A 15,122-nucleotide genomic window follows, 5' to 3' on the forward strand; every position below is an offset into this window, starting at 1 on the left:
GGCCGCCGCGCCGTTGACTGGGACGCGTTCCGAAGACTCTGGGAGGCGTGATGGCGGTCGTGTGGATGCGTGGTCTGGCCAGTGCGGTGCTGGCGGCGGTGGCGATGGGCGCGGCGGGGTGCTCGAACGGTGACGCGGACCCGTCCGGAGCCGCCTCGAAGGCGGCGTCGGCGGTGCAGTCGGCGGGAGACGCGGTCTCCTCCGCCGCCGCCGAGGCCACGGCGGCCGCCGCATCGGCCGCCGCCGTGGCGAAGGACAAGATGGGGGAGATCAAGGACGGGGCCGACGCCAAGGACGAGGTCACCCTGGGCGCCCCGGCCACCGACGGGGACGGGTACACCACGGTCCCCGTCACCGTGCAGAACACGGACGCTTCCAAGAAGTCGTTCGCGGTGCAGGTCGACCTGAAGGACGAGAGCGGCAACCGCCTCGACACGGTCGTGGTGACCGTCTCGGACGTTCCCGGCAAGGGCAGCGGCCAGGGGACCGCCCGAAGCACCCACAAGCTGTCCGGGACGGTCTCGGCGCAGACGGGCAAGGCCCTGCGCTACTGAGCCGCCCCGGGCCCGACTGCGGGGCTCCGCCCGGAGTCCCGAGGAGGATGCGGCTCGGACCGGGCGGCGGGATGCGCCGCCCGGGGCGGGTCACGCGGCCGCGTGACCGGTTTGCATGGCCTGCTGGAAGGACTCCATGCAGGGCGGGCAGTGCGTCTCCGTCGTGGGGTGGAGGGCGGGGTCGGTCTCCAGGAGGTGCTGCCCGCACAGGGCGGTCTGCTGGGCTTTGGGTGTGACGTGCCAGGCCATGCCCGTGGCAGTGTTGCCGGGGCCTATGCGCATCTCGTACATGGCTGCCTCCTTAACGGCCAGCGGGGTACCGGCGGCCCTTGGGTCCATGACATCCCATTGAGCCGTGTGGGGGCGGCTGGGGGCGTCCATGTGGGTGACGGGGCCTGTCGGGTGCGGCCGACCGCCCGGCCCCCGCGGGGTCGCCGGGCAGGCCATCGGCCCCGGTTCAGGACGGCACGCCACGCCCACGGGGCCCGCGTCAGGCGATGCCGACCACGAACGAGGCCCGGTACCCGCCGGCCTCCTCCAGCGGGGCCAGCATCATCTGCGGACCGTGGGCCGCGAACCGGTCGTCACGGGTGTTGGGGTGCGCGGGCGCCCGGCGCCCGGAGTACGGCTCGCCCGCGTAGACCTGCCGCAGCAGCTCCTCGGGCAGGAACAGCTGGGAGGCGACCTCGGAGTGCCGGTCGGGCCGGACCTTGAAGTGGACGTGCGGGGCGATGTCCGCGTACCAGCCGGGCACGATGGTGCGGAACGACACGCGGCCCTCCGCGTCGGTGGTCTGCGTGCCGCGCAGGTAGGTCGCGCCGTCCCGCGAGTAGATCCCCGAGGCGTCGGCCTGCCACACGTCCACCGCGACCCGCGGCATCGGAGCGCAGCCCTTCGAGGCCCGTACGATGCGCAGCTCCACCCGCAGCGGCACCCCCCTGCGGTCCTCCACGATGTCGGACCTGGCCCTGCTGTTTCGGGCGTAGTACGGCCCCTCCCCGGTCTCGGGCGTCAGGACGCACGCGGGCGCCGCTGCGGAGGCCGGCCGGGTGCCCGCCGGCGTTGCGGGCGCACGGACGGCTCCCCCCGTACCGGTCCGCGGCCCGGCGCACGCCGGTGCGAGGGCGCTGAGGGCGGTGGTCGTCGCGGCCAGCAGCAGCCTGCGCCGGCGGGGGTCCTGGGGGCGGTCGGCGTCAGCGGTCATGGCGAGCCTCTCAGGGTCGGGTCCTACGGCCACCGCCCCACCGTGGCCGCAGGAGGCCGCCCGTTCCCCTCGACACGCCCCGCCCGGGCCGCGGATTGGGCCGGCAGGACGTCCCGTGCCGGCGCCCCGGGCTGCGCGCTCAGCCCACGCGCCGGGCCAGCACCTGCCCGGGCCAGGTCCCGGCCAGGAACGTCTCGGTGGGGGTGAAACCGCAGCGCCGGTAGTACGCGACCAGCTCGCCGCCACCGCCCGCCCAGCAGTCCACCCGCAGCAGGTCCACGCCGGCCCGCCGGGTCTCCTCGACGGCCCGGTCGAGCAGAGCGGCCCCGATGCCGCGGCCGGCGTGGCGCCGGTCGGACACCAGCAGCCGCACGTACCGCTCCGGCTCCCCGGCCTGCGGGATCGCCACCTTCGGGCTGGGCCCGGTGTCCAGCACCAGGGCCCCCACCGGTGTCCCGTCCCACTCGGCGATGAACGGGCTGTTGACGGTCGTGTAGCCCCTGACCCGCTCGACCCCGCCGGGCAGCCGCGAGTAGGGGGTCGAACCCCACTGCTCGGTGTTGCCGCGGGCGTTCATCCAGGCCACCGCCGAATCGAGCATGTCCAGGATGGCCGGTGCGTCGGCCGGGCCGCCGGGCCTGATCCGTATGCCGTGCGTACTGTCCTGCGTTGCGTCGTCCACTTGCGCAGGATAGGCAGCCCCCGCAGGGCGGGGCGGCGACACGCCGCCCGGTCGGACGCGCCGAAGTGCCGGTGCGGCGGGCGGAGATGCTATCGTGGATCTTGAGCTCGCGGTCGTCGTGCACGGCAGCGGGCCCGGCGTTGGTGGTCCAAGGAAAGACACCCCACTTCCCGTGGGGGGATGCAGGTGCAAGGCCTGCCCAGCGCTCGATCAAGGCCCCGGCCTCCGCAAGGAGGCCGGGGCCTTCTGCCGTGCGCCGCACGGCCGTTGCCCGCAGACGGCCGCGGATGGCCACCGGCTTCCGTCGACGTCCGCGGACGTCCACGCGTGTCTACGGACCCGGTTACGGGGCAGACGGTGCTCACCTCTCTTCAGAAGGAGCCCTTTCATGCTGGGTATAGGCGCAGCCGTGCTGTTCTTCATCGCGTTCCTGATCAATGCGGCCGAGATCTCCACGAACAGCGTGTTCTCCTCCGGGAACGTCATGATCCTCGGCCTGATGGTGCTGGCGTTGCACGTGGCAGGGGTGGGCGCCGCCCGCACCGGCGGGTCGGGCCGGTCCGGCCGGTGGTCCCGCAGACGCTGACGGCTTCTCCACCGCCGGCCGGGCCCGGGACGCTCAATTGGTCCCGGGCCCCGCTGCGTTGGCGGGCGCATCCGGGGCAGACGCGTTCCATGAGCGACATCAGGCGCTGTCGGCTACGGGACGTCGGCCGGCGGGTGGCACCCACCCTGCCGGCCTTCCAGAGGGCGGTACTCGCACCGGTGCTGCGCAGCCACGAGGCTGCCGCCGTGTGCGGAGACGAGAGGAGGCCGCGATGAACTGGGCGGCTGTTCACGGTGTGGCAACGGTTCCCGCATGGTTCCACCTGGTGGTGATGGCGGTGGCCCTGCTGGTGCTCTTCTACAACCTGGCCAAGGACGGCAGGTAGCGCCGGCACCGGGCGGGCAACCCGCGGCGGCGCGCGGGCGCCGCACCCTCGTGTAGCGGAGTCGGGAGCCCGGGGGCAGCCTGGAGGGAGCCCTGCAAACGGGAGGTCCTTCCATGGGATCCGCGGCTTCTTCCCCTTCCCGGCAGCCGTCGGCCGGATGGCTGGACAGTCCCGTCCTCGGCATGGCCCCCTGGATCATCTTCTCCGTGCTGGTCGGGCCGGGCCGGTTCGAGCTCTCCGTATGTCTGGCCCTCGCCACCTCGCTGGTGCTCGTCATCGCCGGGCGGGTGACGCGCCGGGGCAGCTCCTGGAAGATCCTCGAAGTGTCCGACCTGGTGTTCTTCTCGGTCATGGCGGTGATAGGAGCCCTGGTCGGGCCGGGCACCCACCGCTGGCTGGAGACGTACGCGGGGGAGGTGTCGAACATCGCCCTGTTCCTGGTCGCCTTCGGCTCCATGGCCGTGCGGATGCCGTTCACGATCCAGTACGCCCGCGAGCAGGTGGAACCCGGCCTCTGGGACAGCCCGGTCTTCCTCCGCACCAACTACATGATCACCGGTGCGTGGGGGCTGGCCTTCCTCGTCGCGGCGGTCGCCGGCGCCTACGGAGACCTCGTGCTGCGCGATCCCGACAACCTGTGGACCGGCTGGGTCATCCAGGTCGCCGCGCTGATCGCGGCCGTGCGCTTCACGAACTGGTACCCGGACGTGGTGCGGGCCCGCGCCCGCCGCGAGCACCCGGCGGCCCCGCCCCCCGGCCGCCCGGGCCCCGGCTGAACGCCGGGACCTCAGGCGGGCGGCGGACGGCTGCCCGGGGCGGCCCCGGGCAGCCGTCCCTGCGGACCTCAGCCGGCCGCCGCGGCCAGGAGGACGTCCACCAGCCGCTCCGCCGCGTCCGGCCGCCCGTACGCCCGCGCCTGCTGCGCCATGGCGGACCGCCGCGCGGGATCGGTCAGCAGCGGACCGACCGCGTCCACCAGGGCCTGCGGGGTGACCTCGTCGATCAGGGCGACCGCCGCACCCGCGTCGGCCAGGTGCCGGGCGTTGTGCGCCTGCTCGTTGCCCGCGGACGTGGCGAGGGGGACGAACACGGCGGGCTTGCCCAGGGCGGTCAGCTCCGCCAGGGTGCCGGCGCCGGACCGGGACACCACGACGTCGGCCAGCGCCAGCACGTCGGGCAGCTCCGCCCCCACGAACCCGGTCAGGTGGTAGCGGCCCGCGAGGACCGGGTCCAGGCCTGCGGCGGCGGCACGCAGTTCGTCCACGTTCGCCGGACCGCACTGGTGGATGACGTTCGCGTGGCTCAGCAGCCACGGCAGCACGTCACGAACGACGCCGTTGATCTGCTGGGCGCCCTGCGCGCCGCCGGTGACGTAGACGGTCGGCAGCCGCCGGTCGAACCCGTACAGGTTCAGCGTCTGCACCGCCTTGTCGCCGTGGCCGGTGAGGACCTCCGGGCGGACCGGGTTGCCGGTGACGACTGCGCGGTCGCGCACCTCGGCCGGCAGCAGCGGCAGTGAGGACTCCGAGGACACCGCGATCCGCGTGGCGGAGCCCGCCAGCTTGCGGTTGGCCAGGCCCAGGCGGACGGTCTGCTCGTGCAGGACCAGCGGACGCTTGCACAGGCGCGCGGCGAGGCCGGCCGGGACGGCGACGTAGCCGCCGGTCGCCAGGACCACGTCGGGCTGGAACTCGGACACGATCGTCCGGGCCTGTGCCACGCCCAGCGGCACCCGCGCCATGTCCTTCACGTTGGCCGCGGACAGCATCTTGAGCGGGTTCGCCGAGCGGCGGATCTTGCCCGTGGCGACCGTTTTGAACGGGATCCCCTCGGCGGGGGCGATGCGCGCCTCCAGGCCGTCCGCGGTCCCGATCCACAGGACGTCGAGCGTCCTGCCGGTCGCGGCGAGGCGGCCCTGGAGGGTACGGATCGCCGTCAGGGCGGGGTAGGTGTGACCGCCGGTCCCGCCTCCCGTCACGAGCAGCCGGAAGGAACGTGTGAGCGAGGAACTGTCCATTCGGCCAACCCTACTGTCAGGGCGGCGCGGCGAAAGCGACGCCCCCGCACGGGGCAGGTCGCGCAGGAGGGGCGACGATCCGCTCGCCGACCAGGGAGCGGCCCCGACCCTCCCGGCCCCCTGCCTTCGTCCCGGCCCCCGACCCCCTGCCTCCGTCCCGGCCCCTGCCTTGGGCCTCGCCGTTCCCTGCGTCAGGCCGCAGCGGACCGCCCGCCGACGCGCGGACCCGTCGCGTTCACTGACGGAGCATCAATCAAGCTGCTCCAGGGGCGCGTTGCCCGTCCGGTCGGGGGCACACGTAGGGGAAGGCCGACCGTCGGCCGGACAGGAGGCACAGCCGTGACCGTGACACAGGCATCCACTCCCGGGACGACGGCCGAAGCGGCCCGTGCGGCACTGGAGGAGGTCACCGATCCCGGGGCTCGGGCCGTGGCCCTGGCGCTGCTGGCGGTGGCCGAGAGCACGCAAAGCGTGGACAAGCGCCTGAAGCAGGTCAACCAGTACCTCGGCGCCCTGGCCAACAAGCCCTGAGCCGGCTGCCCTGCCGCGGTGCGGGGTGTAGGGGAGCGGGGGCGCGGGCGGTGCGGGCGGTGCGGCGCTCGGGCAAAGGCCAACACTCCGATGAAGAGGACATATGACTATATGTCCACCCTGTTGTGCTTCCATCTCTTCTTGCTGTGTTCCATCCGCGTCCCACCGCACGCAAGGAGAGCTTGGGATGTTCCGACTGCAAGGTGTCGGCGCCTGCCGTCGCCGTAGAAGAGGTGCAGCGCCCGGTCGCACCTGGGTGCTGGCCGTTCTGGCGACAGCAGGTCTCATGGCGGGGTCCCCGGGGATGGCTGCGGCCGACGACGGCGACCGCGACGAGACCGTCGCGGTGCCGTGCGACACCGCCGCGCTGATCAGGTCCCTCACCGAGGCGAACACCCGGATCGGCGCACGGCTGAGCCTGGCGAAGAAGTGCACGTACACGCTGACGGCCGATCAGGGCAACAGCAACGGCCTGCCGCCGATCACCCAGCCCATGACCATCCTCGGCAACGGTGCCACCCTCACCCGTGCCGCCGCCGCCCCCTCCTTCCGCATCCTGGAAATCGCCGACGGCGGTGACCTGCGCCTGAACCAGGTCACCATCTCCAACGGCAACCTCACCGGGGCGAACGAGGGCGGCGGCGTCCTGGTCGGGGAGGCGGGCCGGCTGCACCTGGACCGCTCCACCGTGACCGGGAACCGGACCGTGACCGACGGCGCCGGCCTCTACAACGAGGGCATCACCACCCTCAGCGACAGCACCGTCTCCGCGAATGCGGCGGGCAACGACGGCGGCGGCCTGTACAACTACTACGCCAAGCTGACGATCACCAAGACCCGGATCATCCGGAACACGGCGCAGGGCAGCGGCGGCGGCCTCTACACGGACTCGGGTTCCGTCACGGTCAAGAGCGCGCTCTTCGAGGGCAACTCCACCCCCGGTGACGGCGGAGCCATCCACCAGAGCGACGGATCCGTCGACCTCCTCGACGCCACGATCCGCTCGAACACGGCCGGTCGGGGCGGGGCGGTCTTCCACAACAACGAGGGGCTGCACATCCGCAAGAGCCGCCTCATCGGCAACACCGCCGCCACCCACGGCGGCGCGCTCTACCTCACGGCCCCCGCCGTGATCGACGGCACGCTCATCCAGGGGAACACGGCCCTGCGCGGCTTCGGCGGCGGGGCCTACGTCGCGACCAACGCGGCCGACCAGGAGGCCGTGTCCTTCCAGCGCAGCCGCATCGCACAGAACCAGGCGCCCGGCGTCGGCTTCAGTGCCGGCGGCATCTACGTTGCTGCCGGCGCCCTGGTCAACCTGACCGACACCGAGGTCGTCCGCAACAGCTCCAACACGGCGCCCGGCGGCATCTTCAACGCCGGAACGGTCAACACCTTCGGAAGGGTGACGATCGCCAACAACCTCCCGACCAACTGCACCGGGAGCCCCAACCCCGTGCCCGGCTGCGTCGGTTAGTCCCCGCCTGATCCCGGCATCCGGCACCCGGCACCCGGCATCCGGCATCCGGCATCCGGCATCCGGGCCACCGGGGGTCCCCCCCGGACCATCCGGACCTGCGCCCCGCTTCCCACCGCGCCACATGCGGTGCGGAGCGGGGCGCGCCGTCGTGATGGACCCGCGTCGCGCCGTCGCCGGAGCCCGCGTCGGCCCGGCTGGACGGAGTCGGTCAGGCCAGGGCGGCCGCGACGGCGGCCTCGGCGTGCAGCCGCGCGGTGGGGAAGACGGGCACGGGACTGTCCTCGGGGCGGACGAGCAGCTCGATCTCGGTGCAGCCGAGGACGATGCCCTCGGCCCCGTCCGCCACCAGCCCCCGAATGACCTCGCGGAACGCGCCGCGGGACGCCTCCTCGACCACACCGAGGCAGAGCTCCCCGTAGATCACGCGGTGCACCAGGGCGCGCCCCTCGGGGCCGGGTGTGAGGACCTCCAGGCCCCCGGCCGCCAGGCGCCCCCGGTAGAAGTCCTGCTCCATGGTGAAGGCGGTGCCGAGCAGGCCGACCCGCCGCAGCCCGGCCGCGCGTACGGCGTCCGCCGTGGCGTCGGCGAGGTGCAGCAGCGGGATCGTCACGGCCGCCCCGACCTGGTCCGCTACCTTGTGCATCGTGTTGGTGCACAGCAGCACCATGTCGGCTCCGGCCGCCTCCAGCGAGCGCGCCGCCCCGGCCAGGACCTCCCCGGCCTCCTCCCAGCGGCCCTGCACCTGCAACTGCTCGATCTCCGCGAAGTCCACGGAGTGGAGTACGCAGCGGGCCGAGTGGAGGCCGCCCAGGCGAGCCCGGGTGAGCTCGTTCAGCAGCCGGTAGTACTCCGCCGTGGACTCCCAGCTCATACCGCCGATCAACCCGATCGTCCGCATGCGCCCGCCCCTCGTGTCGCCAGTCCGTCCCTGGTCCCCGCCCAACCGAGCATAAGCGAAGGAGGGCCCGTGGCGACAATCCATAAGCCGTGCTTTGAGGCTCTGCGAGGTGAGGGATGTCGCGGCCGACGGCTCAGGCGGACGTGAAAACCTCTGCCAGCACGTCGTCGAGGATGAACCCGTTGTCGAAGCGGACCCGTACGCGCACCTGCGGCCCCCGCTCGCGGTGCGCCGTCCAGGCGGGCTCCAAGGACCGGATCTTCTCTTCGAGCTGCCGCCTGCTCCCCGGGGGCATGTCGCGCCCGAAGGCGTCGAGGAGCGAGCTGAGCCGCTCGTACTCCTCGGCCTCGGGGCTCACCTCTTGCTCCTCGGCCACCCGCACCACGGTGCCCTCGGTGCCCGCCGCCAGGGACAGGGACCCGGCGACGGCGGACACCGGCGCCGCGTCCTCCCCGGCCGCCACCGCGACCGTGATCGCCTCGGTGAGCCGGGTGTCCGCCGCCAGCCGTACGCGCTGGCCCTCTGTCAACGTCATGGGGTCTTCGTCCCTCGGATCGGTACTGGGCGCCCCATTATCCGGTGCCCAGGGCGCACCCCAGCCGACGGGCCCCGATCGCTGACCGACTGGTTCGAGCCCGGCATAGCAGAGCAGAGCCGGGCCGGGCAGAGCCGGCGCAAGGCCCCGTCAGGGAATCAGGACGCAGTGGTTCTCGATGACCCGGCCGCTGCGGTCCAGGCCTCCGCAGACCGCGAGCTTCGGATACGCCCGGATTTCGCGGTTGACCACGAACCGCCACTGGGAAACACCGGCCTTGGAGGCCCGGAAGTCTCCCACGAAGGCCCGCAGGGTTCCCGGCAGACCCTCCCGCGTCGTGACGGTGATGTCCTGGACGAAGTCGCGGCCCTGGTAGGCGGTGGCCACGCAGATGTACGTGCCGCAGGTGGACTTGACCGAGGCGCTCGCCGGCGTCGCGGCCGCCACCGCGAGGGCCGCGGCTGCGGCGAAGGCCGTCGCGACGGTGGCCAGTCGTCGCCGCGCGCGGGTGGCCGGGCGGATCGTCTGCTGCAGTGCGTCCCTCACGAGACCTCCTGGGTTCGGGTCCGCCCGTACCGGCTGGACGGCATACCACCCTGCCACGAAGTCCCCCGCGCAGGGCGCCTTTCGCCGGATTTCACCCGATCCGGCGAGACGGCCCAGGAGGCCGGGCACGGGTCGATCATGCTGTGGACCGACGACGTACTCGGCCCGGGACGGCGCATCCGTCCGGCGCGTCCACCGGGAACAGGGTCGGCCCCGGACGTGAGGGAGGGACCCCGTGACACCCCGACGACCGTTCTTCGACGCCCACTTCCACGTGATCGACCACCGCTTCCCGCTGCACGCGAACCAGGGCTACCTGCCCCCGGAGTTCACCGTCGGCCAGTACCGCGACCGCACCGCCGCCCTGCGCGTCACCGGCGGGGCCCTGGTGTCCGGGTCCTTCCAGCGCCTCGACCAGAGCTACCTGCTGGACGCACTGGACCGGCTCGGGCCCGGATTCGTCGGCGTCACCCAGATCCCGCACGACCTGCCCGACGAGAGATCGCCGCTCTCGCCGCGCGCGGAGTGCGCGGCGTCCGCTTCAACCTGCGGCGTGGCGGGTCCGCGGCCCCGGTGCACCTCGACGCCCTCGCCCGCCGGGTGCACGAGGTGGCGGGCCTGCACACCGAGCTCTACGTCGACTCCCGCGACCTGCCCGAACTCGCCGCAACCCTGGCCTCGCTGCCCGCGGTCAGCATCGACCACCTGGGCCTGCACACCGACGGCCTGCCGCACCTCCTGGCGCTCGTCGAGCGCGGCGTACGCGTCAAGGCCACCGGCTTCGGGCGGGTCGAACTGGATGTCGCCGCAGCCGTCCGCGCCGTGCTCGCGGTCGACCCCACCGCCCTGATGGCCGGTACCGATCTCCCCTCGACCCGAGCCCGGCGCCCCTTCGCCGACCAGGACCTCGATCTCCTGGCCGAGGCCGCGGGCGCCCACGCCGACGCCGTCCTCCACGACAACGCGGCTGCGTTCTACCGGCTGTGAACCCTGCGCTCGCGCACGCCGACTGGGGGATTCGGCCAAGCATGTGACGACGGGTCGGGGGCAAGCGGACCGTGACGCAGGCACCAGGAAAGCGAGGCGACGTGCACGAGGAACCGCAGGGCAGGGACGAGAGCCGGGAAGAGCGCGCGGACAGACAGTGGCAGGAGCTCATCCAGGAGATACGGGTGGCCCAGACGGGCGTGCAGATCCTCTTCGGGTTCCTGCTCACCGTCGTGTTCACCCCGCACTTCCAAGGGCTCGCCCAAACCGACAAGTCGATCTACATCGGCACCGTCGTGCTGGGCGCCCTGGCGACCGGTGCGCTCATAGGGCCGGTGTCCTTCCACCGCATCGTCTCCGGACGCCGCATCAAGCCGCACGCGGTGAGGTGGGCCTCCCGGCTCACGGTCGCCGGGATCGTCCTGCTGCTCGCCACCTGCACCTCGGCGCTCTTCCTCGTCCTGAGGGTGGCAACCCACGACCACCTCGTCCCGTGGCTGGTGTCCGGGGTGCTGGCCTGGTACCTGCTGTGCTGGTTCGTGCTGCCGCTGTGGGCCAGGGTCCGCCACACCGCGGAGGACTGAGCGGAGGACGGCAAGTTCGGGGGAGTTTCAACCGCCGGGCGGGGAGCATGCGGCAGACGAGCCACCCGATCACCGAGCCGGACACCGGCCCGGCCGGTGAACCGTCCGGTGAGGCCCGTCCCCCCTGTCATCGTCCCCTTGAGCCTGTCCCTCTGAACCCGCACCTCTGAACCCGCACCCTCTGAACCCACACCTCTGTGTAGATCCCTCTGAACCCGTCCGTTTGAACCGCCCAAGGAGGCGACCGCAGACATGTCCGCGAACGTGAAGGACCACGACGTCGTCGCGCTGATCCTCAAGGACCACCGCACCATGGAAGAGCTGTTCCGCCGGATGCGCAGTGTCGAGGCCGACCGCGCGGCCGCGCTGAAGAAGTTCTCGGCCCTGCTCATCGCCCACGGCGAGGCGGAGGAGAACGAGGTCTACGGCGCTCTCAAGCGCTTCAAGAACGTGGACAACGAGGAGGTGGAACACGGCGAGGAGGAACACGAGGAGGGCAACGAGGCGCTGCTCAAGCTGCTGGAAGTGGACGACATCGGCTCCGACGAGTGGGACGAGCGGCTGGAGGAACTCGTCAAGGCGGTCACCCACCACCTCGACGAGGAGGAGCGGACCATCCTCAACGGCGCCCGGGAGAGCGTGCCGGACGACCGGAGGGCCGAGCTGGGAGCCGCCTTCCTGCGGGAACGCGACAAGCACCTCGCCGCCGACTGCGGCAGCGTGGAGAACGTCCGCCGCATCGTCAACAAGAAGTGACCACGCCCCAGCCCGGGTCGCGGCCCGCATGCGGGAGCGGCTCCGGGCTCGGGAACGGCTCGGGCATCCAAGAACGACTCCCGCACCCGGACGGGCGGCGCCGTCGGCCGCCGATGCCGCCCGGCCTCAGCCGAGCGGGTTGTGGCCGGCCGGCACCGCTTCCCCGGGACTGACGGGCTCCGGCGGCAGCCCCGTACCGAACGGCCGCCCGCCCAGGTCGGCCCGGTCGTGCGGCGTGAGCCACCCCGACAGGTCGGGGCCGACGGGCACGATGCCGCTCGGATTGATGTCGGAGTGCACCCGGTAGTAGTGCTGCTTGATGTGCTCGAAGTCGACGGTGTCGCCGAAGCCGGGTGTCTGGAACAGGTCCCGCGCGTAAGCCCACAGCACCGGCAGCTCCGTCAGCTTGTTCCGGTTGCACTTGAAGTGACCGTGGTAGACGGCGTCGAAGCGGACGAGCGTGGTGAAGAGCCGCACGTCCGCCTCGGTGATCGTGTCGCCGACGAGGTACCGGGACGTGGCGAGCCGGTCGGAAAGCCAGTCGAGCCGGGCGAACAACCGCTCGTAGGCCTGGACGTACGCCTCCTGCGAGCCGGCGAAACCAGCCCGGTAGACCCCGTTGTTCACATCCCGGTAGACCACCTCGTTCACGGCGTCGATCTCCGGGCGCAGGGCTTCCGGGTACAGCGCAGGAGCCCCGGCGCGGTGGTACGGCGCCCACTCCTGCGACATGTCGATGGTGATCTGCGGGAAGTCGTTGGTCACCACCTGGCCGGTCGGGACGTCCACGACCGCCGGCACCGTGATGCCCCGGTCGTAGTCCGGATCCCGCGCGAAGAACGCCTCCCGGAGCCGTTCGATGCCGAGTACGGGATCCCGACCGCCCGGATCCAGGTCGAAGGTCCAGCTGCGCTCGTCGTGCACGGGCCCCGCCACGGCCATCGGCAGCGCCTCCTCCAGCCCGAGCAGCCGCCGTACGATCACGGCCCGGCTCGCCCAGGGGCAGGCGCGGCTCACGACCAGGCGGTAGCGGCCCGGCTCCACCGGGTAGCCGTCCCGCCCGTCGGCCGTGATGCGGGTGTCGATGTACCTGCTGTCGCGGGAGTACCCCTTGCCGGGATTCACATAGTTCACGCCAGGCGCCTACCCCCGGCCGGCCGGGCCGAACGCGATGGCCCCGACCGCCGCGGGAGGTGCCGCGCCCGGGCCGGAACGCATGGAAGCCGGGGCTCCGGGAACACGGCCTCTCGGCGGCCCACCAGCCGCCGTGTACGGCGTACGGCGTACGGCATATGGCAGACGGCGAAGGGCGGGCCGTGGGCGCTCCCACCGCCTCCCGTTTACCGGAGGAGTTGTTTTCGCGTGACGGAGCATGTGTGGAGCTACAAGTCGACGGCGGGCTACCTGGCCGGCATCGACCTGACCGGTTTCAAGGTCGAGGCGACCGACGGCAGCATCGGCAAGGTCGACAAGCACTCCGACGAGGTCGGTGACGCCTATCTGGTCGTGGACACCGGAGTGTGGATCTTCGGCAAGGAGATCCTGCTCCCGGCGAGCACCGTGGGCGCGATCGACCCGGACGAGAAGAAGATCCTCCTCGACCGGACCAGGGGCCAGATCAAGGACGCTCCCGAGTTCCACCGGGACCAGCACCTCGCCGACGCACGCTACCGCGAGGAACTGGGCACGTACTACGGCCCGGACATCCCGTTCGGGGGACGCCCCGCCTGAACAGCCCCGGAGAATGGCCCGGACTCCCGAGTCCGGGCCCTTCCGCCTGCCCGCCCCGCCCCCCTCCTCGGAGGCGGCCGCCCCCGCCGGGGCCCGCCGTCGGCTCAGTGGAACGTACGGATCGGCTCGGTCGCGGCGGTGGGGCGGCGGGCAGCGGGGCGGTCCTCCGGGGTCAGGCCAACCAGAGGGAGCTGCGCCGGTGGCGCGCCGGCGGTAGGTCCACCGCGTCCGCGGCGTCGAGGGCGAGTTGGCCGGTGGAAGAGTTCACGAGCCGCAGCAGGAGCCCCACCTGGGCGCGCAGCCGCTGCCGCGCCCGGCGTTCCTCTCCCGCGGACATGGGAACGATGGACCGGTCCTGCCGGTAGCGGGCGAACGAGTGGACGACCACCGTGCGGCGGACCGGGCGGGGTACGGGCCTGGTGGACTCGCGGGCGGCCTGGGTGAAGCACTGGGTGCTGTATCTGAGGTCGTGGAGGACGACGGAGTGCCAGGGGCTTCCTGGCAGGCTGTCGGGCCCGGTCCGGTGGTGCGGAGAGGGCAGGTGGCGGGCGGTGCGTGTCATGGGAACTCCGATGGCAGCCACCGCCAGGTGGGTCCTGGCGGGCTACCTGAAGCCCGTCGGTCCGGTCGCACGGGTGTGGTGCATGTGCGGACCCTACCCCGCACGCTCCGCCGAGGCGTCGCGTCGGACGACGGTACGCTCGCCGTCCATCCGGTGCGTGTGGAGAGGACGTGATGGGTGTGAACCGACCGAGGGTGGGCGTGGCCGTCCTGACGAGGGGCGATCGGATGCCGGAGCTGCGGGCTCTGCTGGAGTCGGTGTCGCGCCAGGACGAGCCCGCCTCCCGGATCGTCGTCGTCGGCAACGGCTGCGTTCTGCCCGAACTGCCGGACGGAGTGGTAGCGGTGGAACTGCCGGAGAACCTCGGGGTCTCCGGCGGCCGCAACGTTGCCTGGCAGCGCCTCCGGGAGTTCGGTGACGTCGACGTCCTGCTGGACCTGGACGACGACGGGCTCCTCATCGCCGTCGACGTCATCCGCCGCATCGCCGACCTGTACGGAGCCGGCCGGGGGAGTGACCTCGCGGCGGTGGGGGGAGGGGGTGAAAGGGAGGGCGCAGGCGGGACTGCGGCGACCAGGCTGGGGATCGTCAGCTTCCGGATCGCCGACGAGACGGGGGAGACCCAGCGCCGCCACATCCCCCGCCTGCGGGCGAAGGACCCCATGCTGCGCGGCTTCGTCACGACGTTCCTGGGTGGCGGCCACGCCCTGTCGATGCCGATGCTGGAGCAGACCGGCGGCTGGCCGGACGCGTTCTTCTTCACCCACGAGGAGACCGACCTCGCCTGGCGGGCACTCGACGCAGGCTGGGACATCCTCTACGAACCCCGGCTCGTGCTCCAGCACCCCAAGACCTCGCCCGCGCGGCACGCCGTCTACTACCGGATGACCGCACGCAACCGGGTCTGGCTCGCCAAACGCCACCTGCCCGCCCCCCTCGTACCGGTCTACCTCGGCGTCTGGATGACGCTGACCGTGATCCGGACCCGGTCGACGGCGGGGCTGCGGGCCTGGTTCGGCGGGTTCGCCGAAGGGGTACGGACCAGCGGTGGCGCCCGGCGGCCGATGCGGTGGCGTACGGTCGCGAAGATGACCCGCCTGGGCCGCCCCCCGGTCGTTTAGGC

The 15,122-nt window shown here is 72.4% G+C and carries 19 protein-coding genes; 10 read left to right on the top strand and 9 right to left on the bottom strand.

Features of this window, described 5'->3' with window-relative positions; all coding sequences use genetic code 11:
• Nucleotides 1-50: 50 nt before the first annotated feature.
• The gene (locus tag ACLJTM_RS09415) at nucleotides 51-554 is read left to right on the top strand and encodes a hypothetical protein (protein WP_411103286.1); all 504 of its coding nucleotides are present in this window, start codon (nucleotides 51-53) and stop codon (nucleotides 552-554) included.
• 90 nt (nucleotides 555-644) lie between these two features.
• Here ACLJTM_RS09415 and ACLJTM_RS09420 read toward each other — a convergent pair whose 3' ends face one another.
• From ACLJTM_RS09420 to ACLJTM_RS09430, 3 genes are all read right to left on the bottom strand, one after another.
• The gene (locus ACLJTM_RS09420; protein WP_411102981.1) at nucleotides 645-845 is read right to left on the bottom strand and encodes a hypothetical protein; all 201 of its coding nucleotides are present in this window, start codon (nucleotides 843-845) and stop codon (nucleotides 645-647) included.
• Nucleotides 846-1,044: 199 nt separating this feature from the next.
• A complete protein-coding gene (locus ACLJTM_RS09425) occupies nucleotides 1,045-1,758 on the bottom strand; it encodes an intradiol ring-cleavage dioxygenase (protein WP_411102982.1) in 714 nt (237 codons plus the stop codon).
• A gap of 139 nt (nucleotides 1,759-1,897) precedes the next feature.
• Entirely contained in the window at nucleotides 1,898-2,359 is a 462-nt protein-coding gene (locus ACLJTM_RS09430) for a GNAT family N-acetyltransferase (RefSeq protein ID WP_411103287.1), read from the bottom strand.
• 469 nt (nucleotides 2,360-2,828) lie between these two features.
• Here ACLJTM_RS09430 and ACLJTM_RS09435 point away from each other — a divergent pair, with 469 nt between their 5' ends.
• Both ACLJTM_RS09435 and ACLJTM_RS09440 read left to right on the top strand, forming a co-directional pair.
• On the top strand, nucleotides 2,829-3,026 hold the full coding sequence (locus tag ACLJTM_RS09435) for a hypothetical protein (RefSeq protein ID WP_411102983.1): 198 nt from the start codon (nucleotides 2,829-2,831) through the stop codon (nucleotides 3,024-3,026).
• 528 nt (nucleotides 3,027-3,554) lie between these two features.
• A complete protein-coding gene (locus tag ACLJTM_RS09440; protein WP_411102984.1) occupies nucleotides 3,555-4,148 on the top strand; it encodes a hypothetical protein in 594 nt (197 codons plus the stop codon).
• Nucleotides 4,149-4,216: 68 nt separating this feature from the next.
• On the opposite strand, the gene ACLJTM_RS09445 is transcribed toward ACLJTM_RS09440, so the two are convergent.
• Nucleotides 4,217-5,389 (bottom strand): UDP-N-acetylglucosamine--N-acetylmuramyl-(pentapeptide) pyrophosphoryl-undecaprenol N-acetylglucosamine transferase, encoded by a 1,173-nt coding sequence (locus ACLJTM_RS09445; protein ID WP_411102985.1) that lies wholly within the window; start codon nucleotides 5,387-5,389, stop codon nucleotides 4,217-4,219.
• Between the two features lie 339 nt (nucleotides 5,390-5,728).
• Here ACLJTM_RS09445 and ACLJTM_RS09450 point away from each other — a divergent pair, with 339 nt between their 5' ends.
• Together ACLJTM_RS09450 and ACLJTM_RS09455 are read left to right on the top strand one after the other, a co-directional pair.
• A complete protein-coding gene (locus tag ACLJTM_RS09450) occupies nucleotides 5,729-5,920 on the top strand; it encodes a hypothetical protein (protein WP_411102986.1) in 192 nt (63 codons plus the stop codon).
• Between the two features lie 286 nt (nucleotides 5,921-6,206).
• Nucleotides 6,207-7,397 carry a hypothetical protein gene (locus tag ACLJTM_RS09455; protein WP_411102987.1) on the top strand — a complete coding sequence of 397 codons (1,191 nt, stop codon included), beginning with the start codon at nucleotides 6,207-6,209 and terminating at the stop codon, nucleotides 7,395-7,397.
• 211 nt (nucleotides 7,398-7,608) lie between these two features.
• Here the strand turns inward: ACLJTM_RS09455 and ACLJTM_RS09460 are convergent, their stop codons facing one another.
• The 3 genes from ACLJTM_RS09460 to ACLJTM_RS09470 all read right to left on the bottom strand — a co-directional run bounded on the left by ACLJTM_RS09460 (nucleotide 7,609) and on the right by ACLJTM_RS09470 (nucleotide 9,379).
• Nucleotides 7,609-8,298: an aspartate/glutamate racemase family protein gene (locus tag ACLJTM_RS09460; protein ID WP_411102988.1), complete on the bottom strand. Its 690-nt coding sequence runs from the start codon at nucleotides 8,296-8,298 to the stop codon at nucleotides 7,609-7,611.
• A 133-nt stretch (nucleotides 8,299-8,431) separates the two neighbouring features.
• A complete protein-coding gene (locus ACLJTM_RS09465) occupies nucleotides 8,432-8,833 on the bottom strand; it encodes a hypothetical protein (protein WP_411102989.1) in 402 nt (133 codons plus the stop codon).
• 150 nt (nucleotides 8,834-8,983) lie between these two features.
• A complete protein-coding gene (locus ACLJTM_RS09470) occupies nucleotides 8,984-9,379 on the bottom strand; it encodes a hypothetical protein (protein WP_411102990.1) in 396 nt (131 codons plus the stop codon).
• Between the two features lie 573 nt (nucleotides 9,380-9,952).
• Here ACLJTM_RS09470 and ACLJTM_RS09475 point away from each other — a divergent pair.
• From ACLJTM_RS09475 to ACLJTM_RS09485, 3 genes are all read left to right on the top strand, one after another.
• A complete protein-coding gene (locus ACLJTM_RS09475) occupies nucleotides 9,953-10,366 on the top strand; it encodes an amidohydrolase family protein (protein ID WP_411102991.1) in 414 nt (137 codons plus the stop codon).
• A gap of 101 nt (nucleotides 10,367-10,467) precedes the next feature.
• Nucleotides 10,468-10,950 carry a DUF6328 family protein gene (locus tag ACLJTM_RS09480; RefSeq protein ID WP_411102992.1) on the top strand — a complete coding sequence of 161 codons (483 nt, stop codon included), beginning with the start codon at nucleotides 10,468-10,470 and terminating at the stop codon, nucleotides 10,948-10,950.
• A gap of 252 nt (nucleotides 10,951-11,202) precedes the next feature.
• Nucleotides 11,203-11,706, top strand: coding sequence for a hemerythrin domain-containing protein (locus ACLJTM_RS09485; protein WP_411102993.1), 504 nt, complete (start codon nucleotides 11,203-11,205; stop codon nucleotides 11,704-11,706).
• 126 nt (nucleotides 11,707-11,832) lie between these two features.
• Here ACLJTM_RS09485 and ACLJTM_RS09490 read toward each other — a convergent pair whose 3' ends face one another.
• Complete coding sequence (locus ACLJTM_RS09490; RefSeq protein ID WP_411103288.1) at nucleotides 11,833-12,831, bottom strand: glutathione S-transferase family protein; 999 nt, start codon at nucleotides 12,829-12,831, stop codon at nucleotides 11,833-11,835.
• Between the two features lie 237 nt (nucleotides 12,832-13,068).
• Between ACLJTM_RS09490 and ACLJTM_RS09495 the strand changes: the two genes are divergently transcribed.
• Nucleotides 13,069-13,437 carry a PRC-barrel domain-containing protein gene (locus ACLJTM_RS09495; protein ID WP_411102994.1) on the top strand — a complete coding sequence of 123 codons (369 nt, stop codon included), beginning with the start codon at nucleotides 13,069-13,071 and terminating at the stop codon, nucleotides 13,435-13,437.
• A gap of 172 nt (nucleotides 13,438-13,609) precedes the next feature.
• Here the strand turns inward: ACLJTM_RS09495 and ACLJTM_RS09500 are convergent, their stop codons facing one another.
• Entirely contained in the window at nucleotides 13,610-13,999 is a 390-nt protein-coding gene (locus ACLJTM_RS09500; protein ID WP_411102995.1) for a hypothetical protein, read from the bottom strand.
• A gap of 173 nt (nucleotides 14,000-14,172) precedes the next feature.
• Here ACLJTM_RS09500 and ACLJTM_RS09505 point away from each other — a divergent pair, with 173 nt between their 5' ends.
• The gene (locus ACLJTM_RS09505; protein ID WP_411102996.1) at nucleotides 14,173-15,120 is read left to right on the top strand and encodes a glycosyltransferase family 2 protein; all 948 of its coding nucleotides are present in this window, start codon (nucleotides 14,173-14,175) and stop codon (nucleotides 15,118-15,120) included.
• The last annotated feature ends 2 nt before the right edge of the window (nucleotides 15,121-15,122 follow it).

Source organism: Streptomyces sp. cmx-4-9 (genome assembly GCF_046548835.1).
GTDB lineage: Bacteria > Actinomycetota > Actinomycetes > Streptomycetales > Streptomycetaceae > Streptomyces.